Genomic DNA, 18,723 nt, shown 5'->3' on the forward strand with positions numbered 1-18,723 from the left:
GGGGTCAGAGTTTGCGGAGCCTGACCCAGCGGACGGCGTGGTCGGGTCCTTTGCGGAGGACCAAGGTGGCGCGGGAGCGGGTGGGGAGGATGTTCTCGCGCAGGTTGGGGCCGTTGATGCCGTCCCAGAGCGACTCGGCCTTCTTGACCGCTTCCTCCCGGCTCAGCTCGCCGTACCGGACGAAGTACGACTCCGGGTTGCGGAACGCCGTCTCCCACAGTTTGAGGAAGCGGTGCACGTACCAGGACCGGATGTCGTCGGCGGCCGCGTCGACGTACACGGAGAAGTCGAAGAAGTCGCTGACCGCGAGGCCGCTCTTGCCGTCCGCGTGCCGGGGCGCGGGCTGCAGGACGTTCAGGCCCTCGAGCAGCAGGATGTCGGGCTGCTCGACGGTCGTCCGTACGCCGTTCATCCGGTCGTAGTGCAGGTGGGAGTAGACCGGCGCCTCGACCGCGTCCATGCCGGACTTCACCTCGACCACGAAGCGCAGCAGCGACTTGCGGTCGTACGACTCCGGGAAGCCCTTGCGCATCATCAGGCTCCGGCGCTCGAGCTCCGCGTTCGGCCAGAGGAAGCCGTCGGTGGTGACGAGCGCGACCCGCGGGTGCTCGGGCCAGCGGGCCAGCAGTTCGCGCAGCAAGCGGGCGGTGGTGGACTTGCCGACGGCAACCGATCCGCCGATGCCGATCACGAACGGGGTCCGGGTCGCGGCCGGCTTGCCGAGGAAGCTCTCGGTGTCGGCGTGCAGCGCGCGGGCGTGCCGGACATAGAGCGAGAGGATCCGCGACAACGGCAGGTAGACCTCGCGGACCTCGTCCATGTCGATCTCGTCACCGAGACCGCGCAGCCGCTCGATCTCGTCCGCCGTCAGCGGGGAGACTGTCGTCTCGGCCAGTTGCGCCCAGGCGGCACGGTCGAGCTCGGTGTAGGGAGTCACCTCCCGCGACGGCTGCAGCATGAGCCCCATTCTTCCCATCCGCCGGGGGAGCACCCACACCGGGCAGACGTGGCCTTCGTCTCAACCGGCCGCCGGATCCGCGACCGCCGAAACTTTCGGACCCGCGGCGCCCCGGAGTGACCGGGGTCGTGTGCAAGGATCCGGCGTGATGTTCGACCCCTGCTGGCTCGGCGCTCAGCGGTTGCCCGAGGTGACCGTGCACGCCTCGGGGGCGCTGGCCCAGACGATCCGGGCCGAGCTGCGGCAGACCCGCCGGATCCGCAACGGCGTGGAAGTCGCGCTGTGCGTGCTGACCCGGGTCCGGGAATCGCCGTTGTGGCAGGAGGTCGAGGCCGCGCTGCCGCTCGACGGGCTGGGCGCGGAAGGCTTCGTGGTGGTGCGACGAGGCAACCAACTGGTCGTCGCCGCCGAGGGCGGCCGTGGCTTGCTGTACGGGCACTTCTACCTGCTGCGGTACTTCGAGTGGATGACCGGCGACTTCACCGTGGTCGAGCGGCCGGCCATCCCGGTCCGGATGCTGGATCACTGGGACAACTTGACGGGCTCCGTCGAGCGCGGGTACTCCGGTGGGTCGATATTCTTCCGCGACGGCCGGGTGGTCCAGGACCTGACCCGGGTGCGGGCGTACGCCCGGATGCTGGCGTCGATAGGGATCAACGCGGTCGCGATGGCCGAGACCCGGTTGCTCACCGACCATCTCCCGGATGTGTCCCGGCTGGCGGCGGTGTTCCGCGAGTACGGGATCGCGCTGAGCCTGGCGGTCGAGATGACCGATCCACCGGACGAGCGGGCGGCGCAGTGGTGGTCGGCCGCGGTCGGGCGCCTGTACGACGCCGTACCCGATCTCGGTGGGTTGATGGTGTCGGCGGACTCCGAAGGATGGTCGCCCGCAGACGGTGCGAACCTGCTCGCCCGGGCGTTGGCGCCGTACGGCGGGAGTGTGTTCTGGCGGTGTTCCGGGTACGGCGGCCGGCCGGACTGGCGGGATCGGCGGACGGATCGCGCGCGGGCGGCGTACGACCACTTCATCCCGCTGGACGGGCGGTTCGACGAGAACGTCGTACTGCAGGTGAAGCACGGGCCGCTGGACTTCCAGGCGCGCGAGGCGATGTCGCCGTTGCTGGGGGAGTTGCAGGAGACCGCGTTCGCGGTGGAGTTGCAGGTGACGCAGGAGTACACCGGGCAGCAGCAGGATCTGTGCTACCTCGGGCCGTGGTGGCGGGAGATCCTGCAGTTCGACACGACCGGATCAGGTGGGTCAACCGTCGCCGAGCGCACCGACGCGATCGTTGCCGTCGCCAACGTCGGCGACGATCCGAACTGGACCGGGCACAAGCTTGCCCAGAGCAACCTGTATGCGTACGGCCGGCTGGCCTGGGATCCGGGTGCCGATCCGGTCAGCCTGCTGCACGAGTGGGCCGCGGCGACCTTCGCGATGGACGATCGGACCCGCTCCGAGCTGGTGTCGATCATGGCCGGGTCCTGGCAGACGTACGAGCGTTACACCGCGCCGCTCGGGGTCGGGTTCATGGTCGCGCCGGAGACGCATTACGGCCCGAACGTGAACGGGTACGAGTACTCGGCGCGCGGGACGTACCACTTCGCCGACCGCTACGGCGTCGGCGTCGACCGCACGGTCGCGACCGGCTCCGGCTTCACCGCGCAGTACCCCGAGCCCTTGGCGAGCCGCTACGAGAACGTCAGCACCTGCCCCGACGAACTCCTACTGTTCTTCCATCACGTCCGGTACGACCACGTGCTGCAGAACGGCCGCACGGTCCTGCAGCACATCTACGACACCCACTTCCAGGGGTACGCCGAGGTGGCGGCGATGCTGACCCGCTGGAAGGCCATCGCGGACCGCTTCGAGCCCGTGGTGCGCGAGAACGTCACCTCCCGGCTGGAGGCGCAGCTCGCCAACGCCGCCGACTGGCGGGATCAGGTGAACACGTACTTCTACCGTCTCAGCGGGATCCGCGACGCGGAGGGGCGCACGATCTACGGGTAGGCTGGCCGAAAGTTTCGAGGGGAGGCGCTCGTGGGTCAGCGGATGACGATCGCGAAGATCGCGGAGCAGGCCGGGGTCTCGGTCCCCACCGTCTCGAAGGTGCTGAACGGTCGCGCCGACGTCGCCGCGGACACCCGGGCCAAGGTCGAGGGCATCATCCAGGAGCACGGCTACCAGCGCCGGACCGCGAGTACGGCGAGCAGCCCGATGATCGACCTGGTGTTCCCCGAGCTGAGTGGGGAGTGGGCGATCCAGCTGATCCGCGGGGTCGAGGGTGTGCTCCGGGCGGAGGGCGTCGAGCTGGTGCTGTCCGAGTGTGGCGACGCCCGGCGGCCGCGGCAGGAGTGGATCGAGTCCGTCCTGAACCGCCGGCCGCTCGGCGTGATCATGGTGTTCTCCGACCTCGACCCGGACCAGCGGGCGCAACTGGAGGCACGGCGGATCCCGTTCGTCGTGGTCGACCCGATCGGTGACGAGGGGGACGACGTACCGTCCATCGGCTCGGCGAACTGGAACGGTGGGCGGATGGCGACCCTGCATCTGCGCAAGCTCGGGCACACCCGGATCGGGATGATCGGCGGCCCGGTCGAGACGCTCTGCTCGCGGATGCGCGTCGACGGGTACCAGGACGCGTTGCGCTCGACCGGGATCGCGGTCGATCCCGAGCTGATCCGCGCCGGCGACTTCAGCGTCGGCGGCGGTCACCGGGAAGCTCTCGCGCTGCTCCGGTTGCCGGAGCGGCCGACGGCGATCTTCGCGGGCAGTGACATGCAGGCGCTCGGTGTCTACCAGGCCGCGCGGGAGCTCGCGCTCGACATCCCGCGCGACCTCTCGGTGGTCGGGTACGACGACCTCCCGGTGGCGCAATGGGTCGGCCCGACGCTGACGACCGTCCACCAGCCGCTGCACCAGATGGCCGAACTCGCCGCCCGCCTGGTTCTCGACCTTGCCCGCGGCATCACCCCGGCGGCCCTCCGCATGGACCTCGCCGTCGCCATGCGGATCCGGCAGTCCACAGCCGCACCGTCCGGCTGACCGTCCTGACTTCCGCCCCGCCCGCGGCGCGTGCTCCTCGCCGGAGGCGTCCGGTTAGGGTGAGAACCATGATCGTCGGCGTGGGCATTGATGTGGTCGACGTCGAGCGGTTCATGAAGACGCTCGAACGAACGCCCGGTCTGCGGGATCGGGTGTTCACGCCGACCGAGGCGGTCCGGCCGCCGGCTTCGCTGGCTGCTCGCTTCGCGGCGAAGGAAGCGCTCGCCAAGGCACTCGGCGCACCCGCGGGCATGCTGTGGCACGACGCCGAGGTGCAGACCGACGAAACCGGTCGCCCCTGGCTGGAGATCACCGGCACAGTCGCGGCCCAGGCTTCACGCCTCGGCGTCCAGAGTCTGCATCTGTCGCTGAGCCACGACGCCGGCATCGCTTCCGCCGTCGTCATCCTGGAGGGCTGAGTATGCGTCGCGCACACACCGTCGAACAGGTCCGGGCCGCCGAGGCCGAGCTGATGGCCCGGGTGCCCGAGGGCACCTTGATGCAGCGGGCGGCGACAGGCCTGGCAGTTGCCATCAGCAACTTCCTCGGCGGGACGTACGGCACCCGGGTCGTCCTGCTGATCGGCTCCGGCGACAACGGCGGTGACGCCTTGTACGCCGGTGCCCGGCTCGCCCTCCGCGGTGCCCAGGTCACCGCCATCCTGCTCTCCGCCAAGGCCCATGCCGAAGGCCTCGACGCACTCCTGGCCGCCGGCGGACGGGTCGGTTCGACCGACGACATCCGCACCGCCGACGTGGTGGTCGACGGCATCGTCGGCATCGGCGGTCGCCCCGGCCTCCGCCCGGATGCCTTGGCCGCCGTCGAGTTGGCCGACGAGTACGACGTACCGATCGTCGCCGTCGACACCCCGTCCGGCGTCGACGTCGACACGGGTGAGACCCGGGAACCGCACGTCCGTGCGGCACTCACCGTCACCTTCGGCACCCACAAGATCTGCCACTTCATCGACCCCGCCGCCACCGCCTGCGGCCCGGTCCACCTCGTCGAGATCGGCCTCGACCTCCCACCGGCCCCGATCGAATCCCTCCAGGCCGCCGACGTCCGCGCCCGCTACCCCGTCCCCCACGGCGAGTCCGACAAGTACTCCCGCGGCGTGCTCGGCCTGATGGTCGGCTCCACGCAGTACCCGGGCGCCGCGGTCATCGCCACCGCCGGCGCCCTCGGCGGCCCCGTCGGCATGGTCCGGTACGTCGGCCCGGACGCCGTCGCAGCCGAAGTCCGGGCAGCCCACCCGGAGATCGTGGCCGGCGACGGACGTGTGCAGGCCTGGACCATCGGCTCCGGTCTCGGCGACGAACTGGACATCGACCGGATCCGCGAACTCCTCGACGCCGAGGAGCCCGTCGTGCTCGATGCGGACGGACTGAAGGCGCTTGACGAGTCCGGCGACCACACCGGCGTACTCGTCACCCCGCACGCCGGCGAGCTGGCCCGCATGCTCGGCGTCGACCGCTCCACGGTGGAAGCCAAGCGCCTCGAGCACGCCCGGCTCGCCGCCGAACGCTTCGACGTCACCGTCCTCCTCAAGGGCTCGACGACCGTCATCGCCACTCCCGACGGGCACGTCCGCGTCAACACCAACGCCACCCCGTGGCTGGCCACCGCGGGTGCGGGCGACGTCCTGGCCGGTCTCTGCGGCGCGCTGCTCGCGTCCGGTCTGACGGCCCTCGATGCGGCTTCCCTCGGCGCCTATCTGCACGCCGCCGCGGCCAACCTCGCTTCGTCGAGTGCCCCGGTCACGGCCCTCTCGGTGGCGGCCGCTCTGCCGGAAGCCACGCGGTACCTGTTGCGCGCCTGAGTGGTGTGGACGTAGGACTGGATCTGCCAGTGCCTCCACCGCCTTTGGAGCGTGCACGTGAAGCGATTCGTGGGGTTCGTCGTCCTTGCTCTGATTGCCGTGCTGCCGGTGCCGGTCGCATCGGCGAGTGTGGCCAAGCCGTATGTGGCTGATCGGCAGACGAAGATCGACGTGATGGGGGAGTGGGCCCATCCGGACGATGACACCAGCATCATCGGGCCCTGCGGGGTCTGGCATCAGCGGTACGGCGTGAAGTGTGGCGTGATCCAGGTGACGCGCGGTGAAGGCGGCGGCAACGCGGTCGGCAACGAGCTCGGCCCCGACCTCGGTCTGCGCCGCGAGAACGAGGACCGCGTCGCGCACTACCGCTCCGGCACCGTCGACATCTTCAACCTCGACCGGATCGACTTCTTCTACAACCAGAGCGCGCCGCTGACGCAGTACTTCTGGGACGAGGAGGAGACGCTGCGCCGGGTGACCCGGGTCATCCGCGAGACGCAGCCGGAGATCTACATCGGCTTCACGCCGACCCTCGCCGCCGGTCACGGCAACCACCAGCAGGCCGGCCGGCTGATCTGGGAAGGCGTCATCGCAGCCGCCGACCCGAACCGGTTCCCCGAGCAGCTGAAGGGTCCGCACGCGCTCAGCACCTGGCAGGTGAAGAAGGTCTTCTCCGGCGGCAGCACGGCAGGCACCGGCGGTACGACGACCGCCGCGAACTGCACCACCGGCTTCACCCCGACCGGCCTGGACACCGTCGCGGGCGTGTGGACCGGCTACGACTCGCCGTACAAGTGGCCGGCCGGGAACCTGCAGGGACAGCCGGCCGGGACCGCGAAGATCTGGCAGCAGATCGCGGACGAGGGGCGCTCGGCGTACCCGACGCAGAGCCGGGTGATGTTCAAGGGGACCTCGGTTCCGGCGTGCTCGCGGTTCGGCATGACCGAGTCGTTCGTACCGTTCCAGCCGAACAGCAGTCCGCAGGCCGGGCTCGACGAGGCGATCCTGTTCGGCGCGACCAAGCCCGATCCCGGTGGGCTCCCGCTGGGGACCTTGGAGTACCTGACCTTCTCGCGGTTCTACAACGTCGCCGGTGAGTCCTTCCAGGCGACCGTGCACCTGAAGGCGCCGTCCGGGAAGCTTGCCAAAGGCAACATCGAGCTGACCGTGCCGGCCGGGTGGACCACGGACGGACCGCAGCCCGTCCCGGAGAAGTCGACCGCCGACATCACCTTCACGGTGACCCCGGCGGCCAACGCACCGGTGGACCAGAACGCGAAGGTCGCCGCCCGCTACACCACCGCTCATGCGTCCGGTTACACCGACAACGTCGTACGGATCGTGGCCGCTGCGGAAGGTCGCTTCCAGCGGTGGGGGAACTGGCAGGAGTACGACCAGTGGCTGCAGAACACCGCGCCGCAGGCCAATCGTCTCGGCCGCTCGCAGGCCATCCAGTCGATGGGGATCGGCCAGACGATCGACCTGCCGGTTGTCGTGCACAACTGGTCGGCGCAGCAGCAGAGCGGTGCGGTGTCGCTCGACCTGCCGGCCGACTTCACGGTCGACGCGCCCTCGAAGCCGTACGACCTCCAGCCCGGCGCGGACGCCACCGTGACGTTCAAGCTGACCAACACCGACACCTCACTGCCTGCGAACCAGAACGTGTCGATCCCGATCCGGACCGCCACAGGCAGTGAGACGCTGACGCTGACCCTGGTGCCGACGACGGTCATCCCGCAGGCGGCCCCGGTGATCGACGGCAAGGCGGAGCCGGGCGAGTACCCGGGCCCGACGCTCGACCTCGGCCGGATCTGGCAGGGCGCGGCCACCTGTACCGGCGTGGACGACTGCGGCGTTTCGTCAACCGGAGAAGGCAGTACGGCGAAGGTGAGCTGGTCCGACGACGCGTTGTACTTCTTCGTCCACGTGCGCGACGACTACCAGTCGTACGCCGTGACTCCCGCGGAGTGTGTCGGTCACTGGCAGGCCGACTCCGTCGAGATCCTGCTCGACCCGCGCGGGAACGCATCGAAGGCGCTGAAGGACACCGCGAACACGTTCAAGCTCGGCATCTTCCCGTTCACCCAGAGCGGCGGGCCCTGCTGGGAGCGGGATGCGGACAACCACCAGGGCTACTCGAGCGGCTCGCTCGACACCGGAAACGCACCAGGCGTACAGGTCGCGTCGACCGCGCAATGGGTCGGCAGCAACGAGACCACGGTTCCGCACGCGTACGCCGGTGGCGGCTACGACCTCGAGGTCAAGATCCCGCTGGCCGACCTGCCCGCCGCCGTCGACCCGACCCGGCTGGGTCTGAACATCACGCCGTACGACAACGACGACACCTCGGCGGCCGGTACGACGACGCTGCGGCACATCGACATGAGTACGCGGCTGGCCTGGTCGGCGCTCGGCTCGGTCCAGTCCGACCCGTACCGCTGGGGTCTCGCGACCCTGCCGGGCTACACACCACCGGCGGATCGCCCGACCACCCCGGCACCGCCGAACGTCTCCAACCCGAACCTGAACGGAGCCCTGTCGCCCCAGACCATCGCCCAGTCCGCCCGCAACGGCGTACCGATCTCCGGCCGCGTCCCGACCAGCGACCTGAAGATCCTGTCCGCCGAACTTCGCGGAAACGCCGTGGAGATCGTCACCAGTTCGAGTGGAGCCGGTACGGCCCGGGCGTTCCTGACCACCGGCCAGCTCGGTGCGATCCCGGTCTGGACAACCAGCTGTTCACCGGCTGCGGACCCAGCGCCCGACTACGGTCTGACGCCCTGCGCAGTCACCGACGGCGGCATCCCGCCGTGGTCCCCGGACATGAGCGGTCATCTCGTCAAACAGTCCAGCCAGCAGATCAGCCACGGCGTCCAGCACTGGTCCATCCCACTCACCGCGGCCCAACGCGCCACGCTGAGTGCCGACGGCCGGCTGCTCGTCTCCTACGAAACCCCACAGAACGAGGTCCAGGCGTTCGACGTCCAGCTCAGCCGGCGGTGAAGTCGAGTCCGCCGGCTGCTGTCCGGAGCTTCAACGTGGACGAGTCGATCTCGTAGCTGACGTCGCCCTTCAGGGCATTGAGGAGAGTGGTCTCGAGGGCCGCCGCGTCGCCGGTGCAGGCGCGGCGGGTGGTGGCGAGTTCGCCGAAGGTGAGCTTGTCGGTGGAACGCGCCACCATGCCCTGGAAGTCGTTGCACCCGGTCGATCCGGTGACGCGCTCGCCGTTGAGGGTCATCCAGGCCTTCTCGAAGCCGGCCTGGTGGGTGGCGGCATCACCGGTGACGACGGTGGTCAGGATCCACTTGGTGCCGTCCAGGGCGCGGGCCGGCTCGGCGGTGGCGCGGTCCACCAGCGAGATCGTCGTGCTGCCGGCCGTGAGGTCGAGCTTGCTACCGTCGAGCTTCCAGGCCGGCTTGCCGGAGAGGATGTTCGCCAGCCAGGAGTCCTGACCCTGCTGCAGACCGGGGCAACCCATCATGGTCATCGCCAGCCCGGCCTCGAGCGTCAGCTTGCCGCCGCTCGTCGACACCTTCGACTGCATCGAGTTGCAGCCGGCGTCCGCGACCAAGCGGCCGTCGTCGGTGAACTCCAGCCGGACCCGGGTGTTCGGCGCGAGCTCCTTGGGCTGTCCGTTCTCGGTCACGGCAGTGGACAGGAACGACTTGCCGGTCAGTGACGCACCTGCCTGGGACTCGCTCCCACAGGCGGCCAGGGCCAGCAGCAAACCGGCGGCGGCCAGGGCGATCGTCCGCATCTTCACACCCTACGGACGCCGCCGGCCGGGCCTTCGTTGCAGTGTGAAGGCTTGGTTAAGTCGGGCCCCCGGGTTGGCGGGTCAGATCACGGTTGGATAACGTCGCGGCGTACGCGAGAGCGAACGAGAAGGACAAGGCCGGTACGCCGGTCTGCCGGATCGGATCGGTGTTCCTGGGGACGCCGCCCTGTTTCTGGCCCCACTGGGGACCAAACGAACATTTGTTGGGTCACGCTGAAGCACTGGGGCAACGCAGAGTGGCCCGTCGAGCAGACGAGGAATGTGTTTTCCATGCCCCCCATCCGAACTGCCCGGAGTCGCAAGATCATCCCGGCGGTGTTCCTTGCCGTCGGCGCGCTCGTCGCCGCGCCGATCGTCGTCCATGCGGCCAAGGATTCCCCGGTATCAACTGCGAACGCAGCGGACAGCACGGTGACTGCCCTCCCGAGCGTCGGACGCGTCGAGACCTGCGTCCTGGACGCCTACTCCAGCTGTACCGTCCTGCACGGCTTCGCCCAGAAGCCGGTCGCCATCACCGCGACCGCCTCCGGACCGGCGATCCTGTCGATCGACCCGAGCAAGACCACCGACCAGAGCTACCGCCTGCGCGCCTTGCGCTACGACGGCCAGAAGTACCGCGCCGGCACCAAGTTGACCTACACGGCGCACTACGACTTCACGGCCGCGCCCGCGCAGCCCACCACTCCGGCGCCGAGCACCACGACGACGCCGACCAAGCCGCCGACGACCAGTACGCCGACGCCGAGCCAGCCGCCGACGACCACGACGACGCCGACCAAGCCGCCGACGTCGACTCCGTCGACGACCACGCCCACCACGACGACCCCCACGTCGACGGGCAGCCCGAGCCAGACCTGCACCAACCCGTCGTTCGTCACCACCTCGACGAACAACCAGGGTGACGGCCGGTCGTTCGGTGCGTACTACGTCCACAACAACATGTGGAACAACGACAACGGCACGTACACGCTGAGTGCCTGCAACTACAACAACTGGTTCCTCGACGTCACCCAGCCGCTGCCGGGTGACAAGGGCGTCCAGGCGTACCCGAACGTGCACAAGGACTACAACGACGTCGCATTGTCGAAGATCCAGTCGGCCAAGTTCGCGGCGACCACGCCCGCCAACTGCTCCGCGTGCATCTACAACGTCGCGTTCGACGCGTGGATCGGCGACGGGCTGAACAACGAGCTGATGATCTGGACCGACAACAAGGGCCAGGTCCCGGCCGGCAACAAGGTGGGCACCGTGACCTTCGGCGGCTTCACGTACGACGTCTGGCACGAGAACGGCTACACCGCGTACGTGTCCCAGGTGACGCAGAAGTCCGGCACGATGCCGCTGGCCAGCTTCTTCAACGACATGTCCTCCCGTGGCTGGGCCCCGAAGGCCACCACGTGGCAGGTCGACTTCGGCGTCGAGGTGGTGTCCACCGGCAACACCAAGCAGCGCTTCAACTTCACCGACTTCTCCATCCAGGAGAACTGACCCCCCGCGCTCTCGCGCTACCCGCGGCCGCCGTGACTCCCCCCAGGTCACGGCGGCCGCGTTGCGTAGGGTGCGGTTGTGATCGGACTCGTGATCTTCGACAACGACGGCGTACTGGTGGACTCCGAGCGGCTGGCCAACACGATCCTGGCCGAGCTGCTCACCGAGGCCGGGCTGCCGTACACCTTCGAGGAGACCGTGCGTGACTTCATGGGCGGCAGCATGGCCTCGATGCGGCAGCAGGCCGAGGCCCGGCTCGGGCGGCCGTTGCCCGCGGACCTGGAGGATCGCTACCACCAGCGGCTCTTCGACGGGTTCGCGCACCTGCAGGCGATCGAGGGCGTTGAGGCTGTCCTCGATCACCTCGAGGCGCGCGGCGTCACGTACTGTCTCGCATCGTCCGGCACCCACCGCAGGATCCGTACGGCGCTGACCGCGGTGGGGTTCCTGGATCGGTTCGACGGCCGGATCTTCAGCGCCGAGGACGTTGCCCACGGCAAGCCCGCGCCCGATCTGTTCCTGCACGCGGCCGGTTCGATGGGCGTGAAACCGGCCGACTGCCTGGTCGTCGAGGACAGCCCGCTGGGGGTCGCCGCGGCGGTTGCGGCCGGCATGAAGGTGTTCGGGTACGCCGGGATGACGGACCCCGCGAAGCTCTCCGACGCGGACGCGGTTTTCCATGACATGACCGCCCTCGCAGACCTCATCGACGCGGCCTGAGACACTGGAGGGGCTATGTCTACCCTCCAGTCACCTAGCGGCGACCGCCCGGTCCGCGCCGAGGCCGTCGTCGACCTGGCCGCGATCCGGCACAACGTGGCCACGCTGCGTGCCCGTGCCGCCGGCGCGCAGCTGATGACGGTGGTCAAGGCCGACGGGTACGGGCACGGAATGGTCCCGGTCGCCCGGGCCGCCCGCGAGGCCGGCGCCGACTGGATCGGCGCCGCCGTCCTCGAGGAGGCGCTCGCGCTGCGTGACGCCGGCGACACCGGTCCGATCTTCTGCTGGCTGACCACGCCCGGCGAGCCGCTCGCCGACGCGATTGCCGCCGGCATCGACCTGTCCGCGGGCGCGCCCTGGGAGATCGACGAACTGGTCGTCGGCGTGGTGGACCGGCCGGCCCGGGTGCACCTGAAGATCGACACCGGGATGAGCCGCGGCGGCGCCGTCCCCGAGGAGTGGCCGGCGCTGATCCGGGCCGCGGCGCGGGCCCAGGCGACCGGCCGGATCGAGGTCAAGGGCATCTGGTCGCACCTGGCGTCGTCGGACGAGCCGAAGAGCCCGGTCAACGAGTCCCAGCTCGCGACGTTCACCGAGGCGATCGAGGTAGCCGAGTCGTTCGGAATCGACGCCGAGTTCAAGCACCTGGCGAACTCCGGTGCCACGCTCGCGCTGCCCGAGACCCACTTCAACCTGGTCCGTCCGGGGGTGGCGACCTACGGGCTCTCGCCGTTCGGGCACACGCTGCCGTCGGCCGAGCTCGGGTTGCGGCCGGCGATGACGCTGCGGGCGCGGCTCGCGATGGTGAAGCGGGTGCCGGCCGGGGCGGGCGTCTCCTACGGCCTGACCTGGACCGCCCCGCGGCCGTCGACGCTGGGGCTGATCCCGCTCGGGTACGGCGACGGCCTGCCACGGCACGCGTCCAACGGCGCCCCGGTCCAGGCGGGCGGCAGGCGACGGACGATCGTCGGCCGGATCTGCATGGATCAGTGCGTGGTCAACCTCGAGGACGACCAGGCGGTCGCGGGCGACGAGGTGGTGCTGTTCGGCCCCGGGACCGCCGGCGAGCCGACCGCGGACGACTGGGCCGATGTCGCCGGGACCATCAACTACGAGATCGTGACCCGGCTGGGAGCCCGGATCCCCCGCCGGTACGTCGACAGTTCTGACAGCACCCCAGTCGAGAGGTAGACCGGTATGTCCAAAGCAGGACGGACTGCTGGTCTGATCGGGGCCGCGGTCGGCGTGCTGGCTGCGGGAGCGGCGGCCGGGGTCGCGGTCGAGCGGCAGGTGATCGGCCGGCGTTCGGGTCAGCGCGCGCAGCTGGAGGCCGAGCCGTTCGGTTCGCTGCGCGGCACTCCGCACGTCTTCACCGCCGACGACGGCGTCGAGCTGTACGTCGAGGTCGACGAGCTCAAGCGGTCCCGCCGCCCGGCCCCGCCGCCGAAGCGCAGGTTCGGCAAGAAGCTGCCGCTGCCGCCGGAGGACCTGACCGTGATCTTCGTCCACGGGTACGGGCTGAACATGGACGCTTGGCACTTCGAGCGCCGCGACCTGGCCGGGATCGGGACGATGGTCTTCTATGACCAGCGCTCGCACGGACGCTCCGGACGGTCGCCGAAGGAGCACGTCACCATCGACCAGCTCGGCAGGGACCTGTACGGGATCTTCGAGGAGTTCGCGCCGAGCGGCCCGGTGATCCTGATCGGTCACTCGATGGGCGGCATGTCGATCATGACCCTGGCCGAGCAGCATCCCGAGCTCTTCGGCGACCGGGTGATCGGGGTCGGCCTGTGCTCGACCAGCGCGGGCGGGCTGGACCAGGTTCCGATCGTGTTCCCGGGCGTCGTCGGCCGGTGGGTCCGGGCGCTGTCGGTGCCGACGGTCACCGCGCTCGCCCGCGTCCCGGACGTGGTCGAGCGCAGCCGCAAGGCCGGCACGGACCTGGTCTACCTCCTGACCCGGAAGTACTCGTTCGGCTCCGAGGTGCCGCCCGCGTTCACCGAGTTCGTCAACGAGATGATCTCGGCCACGCCGATCGAGGTGATCGCGGACTTCTACCCGCTGTTCGAGCGGCACGACAAGTACAACGCCCTCGAGCCACTGCAGAAGGTCGAGTGTGTGGTCATCGGTGGTGACAAGGACCACCTGACCCCGTTCAGCCACGCGGAGGAGATCGTCCGGCGGGTGCCCGGCGCGGAGCTGGTCGAGGTGAAGAACTGCGGCCACCTGGGCCTGATCGAGCACCACCGCGAGTTCACCGCCGCCCTCCTCGGCATGATCGAACGAGCCGAACAATCCCTAGGACACACATGAGTGCACTGATGGCCGGGCCTTCCCGGGAGGCCCCATGACCGACCTGCGTGTGGTCGACGCCACGGCGGACCACGTCGACCAGATCGTCGCGGTGATTCACCACGCCTTCTCCGCCCGGCGGGTGCTCGACCCGCCGGCCACCGCTCTGTCCGAGAACCCGACGACGGTGGCCGCGGCCATCGCGGAGCACGGCGGACTGCTCGTGCTGATCGACGGGGCGCCGGCCGGCGCGTTGCTGTTCAACCAGACCGGTGACGTACTCACCCTGCGCTGCGTCTCGGTGGACCCGCGCCACCAGGGCCACGGCGTGGCGTCGGCGATGGTGGGTTGCGCCGAGGAGGCCGCCGTACGGCGTGGTGTGAGCCGGGTGAACCTGATCGCGCGGGTCGAGTTGCCGGACACCGTGGAGTTCTGGCGGCGGCGTGGGTACTCGGTGGTCGAGCAGCATGACCACAACCTCATCTACGCGAAGGCGATGCCGCTCGAGCTCACCGTGCCGACGGCCGACGACATGCAGGCGATCGGCGAGGAGCTCGCGGGGCAGTTGCGGGCGGGCGACGTACTCGTGCTGTCCGGTGACCTGGGGGCCGGCAAGACGACGTTCACCCAGGGGCTCGGCGTGGGGCTGAAGGTGCGCGGTTCGATCACGTCGCCGACGTTCGTGATCTCGCGGGTGCACCCGTCACTGGCCGGCGGTCCGGCGTTGGTGCACGTGGATGCTTATCGGCTCGGTGGATTCGCCGAGCTGGACGACCTCGATCTCGACGCGAGTCTGGAGGACGCGGTCACCGTGGTCGAGTGGGGTCACGGCCTGGCCGAGGCACTGGCGCCGGACCGGCTGGACATTGTCGTGACCCGCGGCGACGACGACACCGACGAGACGCGCGAGCTGCGGATCACCCCGGTCGGTCCGCGCTGGGCGGCGTCCGGCGTCCGCGTATCTGTGCTGGAGAAGAACTGAGATGCTGCTTGCTTTCGACACCTCGAGTGCTGCCGTCACCGTCGCACTGGCGTCACCCGACGGCGAGATCCTCGCCTCGTCTACGACCATCGACGCCTTGCGGCACGGGGAGTTGCTGGCCCCGGCGATCGCGGACGCCTTCGCGACCGCGGGCGTGACGCCGCGCGATCTGACCCGGATCGCGGTCGGCGTCGGGCCTGGTCCGTTCACCGGACTGCGGGTCGGGCTGGTGACCGCGCGGACGATGGCGGACGTGCTCGGGATCGAGGTCGCGGGGGTGTGCAGCCTCGACATCCTGGCGCGGCAGTCGTCGCTGACCCTGCCCGTGGCCGTCGCGACGGACGCGCGGCGCAAGGAGATCTACTGGGCGCTGTACGACGGCCCGGCCGCGGACGGCAGCCGTCGTCGCCTCGAAGGGCCGGCGGTGGATCGTCCGGCCGAGGTCGCGCACGTGTTGTCGGGCCTGCCGGTGATCGGCCGCGGTGCGGTGCTGTACGCCGACGCGCTCGGCGTCTCCGATGTCGCTGTCGCCGAATACCCGTCGGCCGAGGTGCTGGCCGCCGGCGTGGCGACCGGGACGCTCGCGGTCGTCGCGCCCGACCCGCTGTACCTGCGCCGGCCGGACGTCACGATGTCCGCCGGCCCGAAGAGCGTGCTGCCGAAGTGAGACCAGCCATTCGCGCGGCCGGGGCGGATGATCTGCCGGCGCTGGCCGCGTTGGACGAGGTGTGCTTCGGCGCGGAGGCGTGGAGTACGGTCGCGTGGGCGACCGAGTTCGATCGGCTGTCCGAGGATCGGGTGATCCTGGTCGCGGACGAGGGCTCCGTGGTCGGGTACGCCGTACTCCTGGTGCCGCCGGTCGAGCTGGACGTGGTGGAGTTGCTGCGGATCGCGGTGTCGCCGGCCGAACGCCGTACCGGGATCGGCGGGCAGTTGATGACCGCGGCGCTGGCACGGTGCGCCGGGCGGACGGTGTTGCTGGAAGTTGCTGCGGGCAACGATTCGGCGCTGGGGTTGTACGAAGGCTTCGGGTTCGAGGAGATCAGCCGGCGGCGTGGGTACTACGCCGGTGGCGAGGATGCGGTGATCATGCGGTGGCGGGAGACGGTGTGAGTTCAGATGCGGTGACCATGGAGCCCCTGATTCTGGGGATCGAGACGTCGTGCGACGAGACCGGGGTCGGGATCGTCCGCGGGCAGACGCTGCTCGCCGACGCGATCGCGTCCAGTGTCGAGGAGCACGCGCGGTTCGGCGGCGTTGTACCGGAGGTCGCGAGCCGGGCGCACCTCGAGGCGATGGTCCCGACCATCCGGCGGGCGTGCGAGACCGCGGGGATCAAGCCGGCCGATGTCGATGCCGTCGCGGTGACCAGCGGACCAGGGCTCGCCGGCGCGCTGCTGGTCGGAGTGGCCGCGGCCAAAGGGCTGGCGCTGTCGCTCGACAAGCCTTTGTACGGCGTGAACCACCTGGCCGCGCACGTGGCTGTCGACACGCTGGAGCACGGCGATCTGCCGAAGGGCTGTGTCGCGATGCTGGTGTCCGGTGGGCACTCGTCGCTGCTCGCGGTCGAGGACATCACCGACGGCGTGGTACCGATGGGGAGCACCATCGACGACGCCGCGGGGGAGGCGTTCGACAAGGTCGCTCGCGTGCTGGGGTTGCCGTTCCCGGGCGGTCCCTATGTCGACAAAGCGGCGCGGGACGGCGGGGACCGCCTGTACGTGACGTTCCCGCGCGGGCTGACGTCGCAGCGGGATCTCGAGCGGCATCGGTTCGACTTCTCGTTCTCCGGGCTGAAGACGGCCGTGGCGCGGTGGGTCGAGGCGCGGCGTCGCGATGGTGAGGACGTGCCGGTCAATCACGTCGCCGCCGCGTTTCAGGAGGCGGTGTGTGACGTGCTGACCCGCAAGGCGATCGACGCGTGCAAGGACCGTGGGTTCGAGCACTTGCTGATCGGTGGCGGGGTCGCAGCGAACTCCCGGCTGCGCGCGATGGCCGAAGAGCGGTGCACTGCGGCGGGCATCGCCGTACGCGTGCCGCGGCCAGGGTTGTGCACCGACAACGGCGCGATGGTCGCGGCGCTCGGCTCGGAACTCGTCCGGGCCGGGAAGGCGCCGTCGCCGCTGGGGCTGCCGGCGGACTCGTCGATGCCGATCACGGAGGTGCTGAACAAGTGAGGTGGACGGGGGCGGACGGGTTCGAGGCCGACGACGATGTCTCGCGGATCGATGTGGACGTCGTGCAGGGGTTCCTGAGTACGTCGTACTGGGCGAAGGGGATCCCGCGTGAGGTGGTGGCGCGGTCGATCGCGGGCTCGCTGAACATGGGTGTGTACGCGGCCGACGGCGCGATGGTCGCCTTCGCTCGCGCGGTGACGGACCGCGCGACGTTCGCGTGGCTCGCGGACGTCTTCGTGCTGGACGAGTGGCGGGGGCATGGGCTTGGCCGGTTCGTGGTGTCCACGCTGGTCGACCACCCGGAACTGAAGGGCGTACGGCGCTTCATGCTGGCGACCGCGGATGCGCACGAGCTGTACCGCAGCTACGGCTTCAGCGAACTCGCGGACCCGAGCAGCATGATGGCCATCCGCCACGACGCCGCCGATCTGTACGGCCACCCGTGATCCACCCCGGGGTGGACCTGGTGTGGCACCCGGCTGGCGCGACTGATCTCGTCGTCCTGGCGCATGGCGGTAGGGAGCACTCTCAGGCGAGCCCGTACCTCTGGAGTGCTCCCCTCCTGCGCATGTGGCCGTTCGCGGCAGCCGCGCGCACAGCCGTCCCCACTGCTGCGATCGGACTGCTGCGCTACCGCTACCGGGGCTGGAACGGCGACGCCGCCGACTCCGCCGCGGATCTCCGCGCTGTCCTCGACGAGCTTCCTCCGGTGATCCGGCGGGTCGTCCTGATCGGCCACTCGATGGGCGGCCGCGCGGTCGTCGCCGCGGGCGATCATCCCCGGGTCGCCGGCGTACTGGCCTTGGCTCCGTGGCTCCCCGACGGCGAACCACTCACCGCACTCCGCGCGCCGGTCACCTTCGCCCACGGCACTCTCGACACCATCACCGACCCTCGCGCCACCACCGCCTACGCCAACCGCCTCCGCGCCGCCGGCACCCCGGTCACCGTCTACTCGGTCGCCGCGGAAACCCACAGCATGCTCCACCGGCCCGCCGACTGGAACACCCTCGTCGCCGCCTTCACCCACGACGCTCTCAGCACCCCGTCGCCCACAACCCCTTCAGCTGCTGGGGATACGGAGCCACTGCCTGAGTTCGGGCGTAGGTCGTCGGTTCCGGCTGCGGTCTGGTCCATCGCGGTAGCACGCCTGCGCCTCCCGGTGGTGGAACGCTTCCAGGCCGGCTGAACGAAACGACCGCGCTGTCGACGCGGTGCTGAGCTGTCAACGCGGTGCTGAGCTGCGAACGCGGTGCTGCGGCTGCAGTGCGGGGAAGGGCACGGCAGCGGGCAGAGACCTGGGGCTAGTGCGCCGCCTGCTCCCCAGGTGAACGGTCAGCGGCCAACCGGTTCCTGCCCACCACCCTGCCGAACCCAGATGAACGCCTGACTGCACCCGCATGACGCCCAGTCGACGTACGGCACCTCACTCCGTACGTCGTTCGACGCACGGCTCCTCAACC

General features: G+C 69.9%; 17 protein-coding genes. 15 read left to right on the plus strand and 2 right to left on the minus strand.

Annotated features, from left to right (window positions below):
- Window positions 1-4: 4 nt before the first annotated feature.
- The gene (gene coaA, locus OG876_RS18955) at window positions 5-958 is read right to left on the minus strand and encodes a type I pantothenate kinase (RefSeq protein ID WP_328526197.1); all 954 of its coding nucleotides are present in this window, start codon (window positions 956-958) and stop codon (window positions 5-7) included.
- Window positions 959-1,106: 148 nt separating this feature from the next.
- On the opposite strand from coaA, the gene OG876_RS18960 reads away from it, so the two are divergent.
- From OG876_RS18960 to OG876_RS18980, 5 genes are all read left to right on the plus strand, one after another.
- Window positions 1,107-2,966 carry an alpha-glucuronidase gene (locus OG876_RS18960; RefSeq protein ID WP_328526930.1) on the plus strand — a complete coding sequence of 620 codons (1,860 nt, stop codon included), beginning with the start codon at window positions 1,107-1,109 and terminating at the stop codon, window positions 2,964-2,966.
- Window positions 2,967-3,008: 42 nt separating this feature from the next.
- Window positions 3,009-4,001: a LacI family DNA-binding transcriptional regulator gene (locus OG876_RS18965; RefSeq protein ID WP_328526198.1), complete on the plus strand. Its 993-nt coding sequence runs from the start codon at window positions 3,009-3,011 to the stop codon at window positions 3,999-4,001.
- A 68-nt stretch (window positions 4,002-4,069) separates the two neighbouring features.
- Window positions 4,070-4,420 carry a holo-ACP synthase gene (locus tag OG876_RS18970; protein ID WP_328526199.1) on the plus strand — a complete coding sequence of 117 codons (351 nt, stop codon included), beginning with the start codon at window positions 4,070-4,072 and terminating at the stop codon, window positions 4,418-4,420.
- Between the two features lie 2 nt (window positions 4,421-4,422).
- Window positions 4,423-5,820: an NAD(P)H-hydrate dehydratase gene (locus OG876_RS18975; RefSeq protein ID WP_328526200.1), complete on the plus strand. Its 1,398-nt coding sequence runs from the start codon at window positions 4,423-4,425 to the stop codon at window positions 5,818-5,820.
- Between the two features lie 57 nt (window positions 5,821-5,877).
- Complete coding sequence (locus tag OG876_RS18980; RefSeq protein WP_328526201.1) at window positions 5,878-8,823, plus strand: sugar-binding protein; 2,946 nt, start codon at window positions 5,878-5,880, stop codon at window positions 8,821-8,823.
- On the opposite strand, the gene OG876_RS18985 is transcribed toward OG876_RS18980, so the two are convergent.
- Entirely contained in the window at window positions 8,810-9,577 is a 768-nt protein-coding gene (locus OG876_RS18985; RefSeq protein ID WP_328526202.1) for an META domain-containing protein, read from the minus strand. The two genes, OG876_RS18980 and OG876_RS18985, sit on opposite strands and share 14 nt — an antisense overlap.
- 291 nt (window positions 9,578-9,868) lie before the next feature.
- Between OG876_RS18985 and OG876_RS18990 the strand changes: the two genes are divergently transcribed.
- The 10 genes from OG876_RS18990 (at window position 9,869) to OG876_RS19035 (ending at window position 18,449) form a co-directional block, all read left to right on the plus strand.
- Window positions 9,869-11,086, plus strand: coding sequence for a GH12 family glycosyl hydrolase domain-containing protein (locus OG876_RS18990; RefSeq protein ID WP_328526203.1), 1,218 nt, complete (start codon window positions 9,869-9,871; stop codon window positions 11,084-11,086).
- Window positions 11,087-11,164: 78 nt separating this feature from the next.
- Complete coding sequence (locus OG876_RS18995; RefSeq protein WP_328526204.1) at window positions 11,165-11,806, plus strand: HAD family hydrolase; 642 nt, start codon at window positions 11,165-11,167, stop codon at window positions 11,804-11,806.
- A 15-nt stretch (window positions 11,807-11,821) separates the two neighbouring features.
- Window positions 11,822-12,997, plus strand: coding sequence for an alanine racemase (gene alr, locus OG876_RS19000; RefSeq protein WP_328526205.1), 1,176 nt, complete (start codon window positions 11,822-11,824; stop codon window positions 12,995-12,997).
- 6 nt (window positions 12,998-13,003) lie between these two features.
- A complete protein-coding gene (locus OG876_RS19005; RefSeq protein ID WP_328526206.1) occupies window positions 13,004-14,122 on the plus strand; it encodes an alpha/beta fold hydrolase in 1,119 nt (372 codons plus the stop codon).
- A 34-nt stretch (window positions 14,123-14,156) separates the two neighbouring features.
- Window positions 14,157-15,083 carry a tRNA (adenosine(37)-N6)-threonylcarbamoyltransferase complex ATPase subunit type 1 TsaE gene (tsaE, locus tag OG876_RS19010; RefSeq protein ID WP_328526207.1) on the plus strand — a complete coding sequence of 309 codons (927 nt, stop codon included), beginning with the start codon at window positions 14,157-14,159 and terminating at the stop codon, window positions 15,081-15,083.
- Between the two features lies 1 nt (window position 15,084).
- Complete coding sequence (tsaB, locus tag OG876_RS19015) at window positions 15,085-15,750, plus strand: tRNA (adenosine(37)-N6)-threonylcarbamoyltransferase complex dimerization subunit type 1 TsaB (RefSeq protein WP_328526208.1); 666 nt, start codon at window positions 15,085-15,087, stop codon at window positions 15,748-15,750.
- Window positions 15,747-16,196 carry a GNAT family N-acetyltransferase gene (locus OG876_RS19020; RefSeq protein ID WP_328526209.1) on the plus strand — a complete coding sequence of 150 codons (450 nt, stop codon included), beginning with the start codon at window positions 15,747-15,749 and terminating at the stop codon, window positions 16,194-16,196. Before tsaB ends, OG876_RS19020 begins: the two co-directional genes overlap by 4 nt.
- A 17-nt stretch (window positions 16,197-16,213) precedes the next feature.
- A complete protein-coding gene (gene tsaD / locus OG876_RS19025; RefSeq protein ID WP_328526931.1) occupies window positions 16,214-17,260 on the plus strand; it encodes a tRNA (adenosine(37)-N6)-threonylcarbamoyltransferase complex transferase subunit TsaD in 1,047 nt (348 codons plus the stop codon).
- A complete protein-coding gene (locus OG876_RS19030) occupies window positions 17,257-17,706 on the plus strand; it encodes a GNAT family N-acetyltransferase (RefSeq protein WP_328526210.1) in 450 nt (149 codons plus the stop codon). Before tsaD ends, OG876_RS19030 begins: the two co-directional genes overlap by 4 nt.
- Window positions 17,707-17,726: 20 nt before the next feature.
- Window positions 17,727-18,449, plus strand: a complete 723-nt coding sequence (locus OG876_RS19035; RefSeq protein WP_328526211.1) for an alpha/beta fold hydrolase — start codon at window positions 17,727-17,729, stop codon at window positions 18,447-18,449.
- Window positions 18,450-18,723 lie beyond the last annotated feature (274 nt).

The organism is Kribbella sp. NBC_00359 (assembly GCF_036097425.1).
In the GTDB taxonomy this organism is placed as follows: domain Bacteria; phylum Actinomycetota; class Actinomycetes; order Propionibacteriales; family Kribbellaceae; genus Kribbella.

Bases quoted from the DNA above. Each gene is read 5' to 3' on its own strand.
- tsaD (WP_328526931.1), top strand. From the start codon at position 16,214: ATGGAGCCCCTGATTCTGGGGATCGAGACGTCGTGCGACGAGACCGGG.
- tsaE (WP_328526207.1), top strand. From the start codon at position 14,157: ATGACCGACCTGCGTGTGGTCGACGCCACGGCGGACCACGTCGACCAG.
- coaA (WP_328526197.1), bottom strand. From the start codon at position 958: ATGCTGCAGCCGTCGCGGGAGGTGACTCCCTACACCGAGCTCGACCGT.
- OG876_RS18960 (WP_328526930.1), top strand. From the start codon at position 1,107: ATGTTCGACCCCTGCTGGCTCGGCGCTCAGCGGTTGCCCGAGGTGACC.
- OG876_RS19005 (WP_328526206.1), top strand. From the start codon at position 13,004: ATGTCCAAAGCAGGACGGACTGCTGGTCTGATCGGGGCCGCGGTCGGC.
- OG876_RS18990 (WP_328526203.1), top strand. From the start codon at position 9,869: ATGCCCCCCATCCGAACTGCCCGGAGTCGCAAGATCATCCCGGCGGTG.
- OG876_RS18985 (WP_328526202.1), bottom strand. From the start codon at position 9,577: ATGCGGACGATCGCCCTGGCCGCCGCCGGTTTGCTGCTGGCCCTGGCC.
- OG876_RS18975 (WP_328526200.1), top strand. From the start codon at position 4,423: ATGCGTCGCGCACACACCGTCGAACAGGTCCGGGCCGCCGAGGCCGAG.
- alr (WP_328526205.1), top strand. From the start codon at position 11,822: ATGTCTACCCTCCAGTCACCTAGCGGCGACCGCCCGGTCCGCGCCGAG.
- tsaB (WP_328526208.1), top strand. From the start codon at position 15,085: ATGCTGCTTGCTTTCGACACCTCGAGTGCTGCCGTCACCGTCGCACTG.
- OG876_RS18965 (WP_328526198.1), top strand. From the start codon at position 3,009: ATGACGATCGCGAAGATCGCGGAGCAGGCCGGGGTCTCGGTCCCCACC.
- OG876_RS18970 (WP_328526199.1), top strand. From the start codon at position 4,070: ATGATCGTCGGCGTGGGCATTGATGTGGTCGACGTCGAGCGGTTCATG.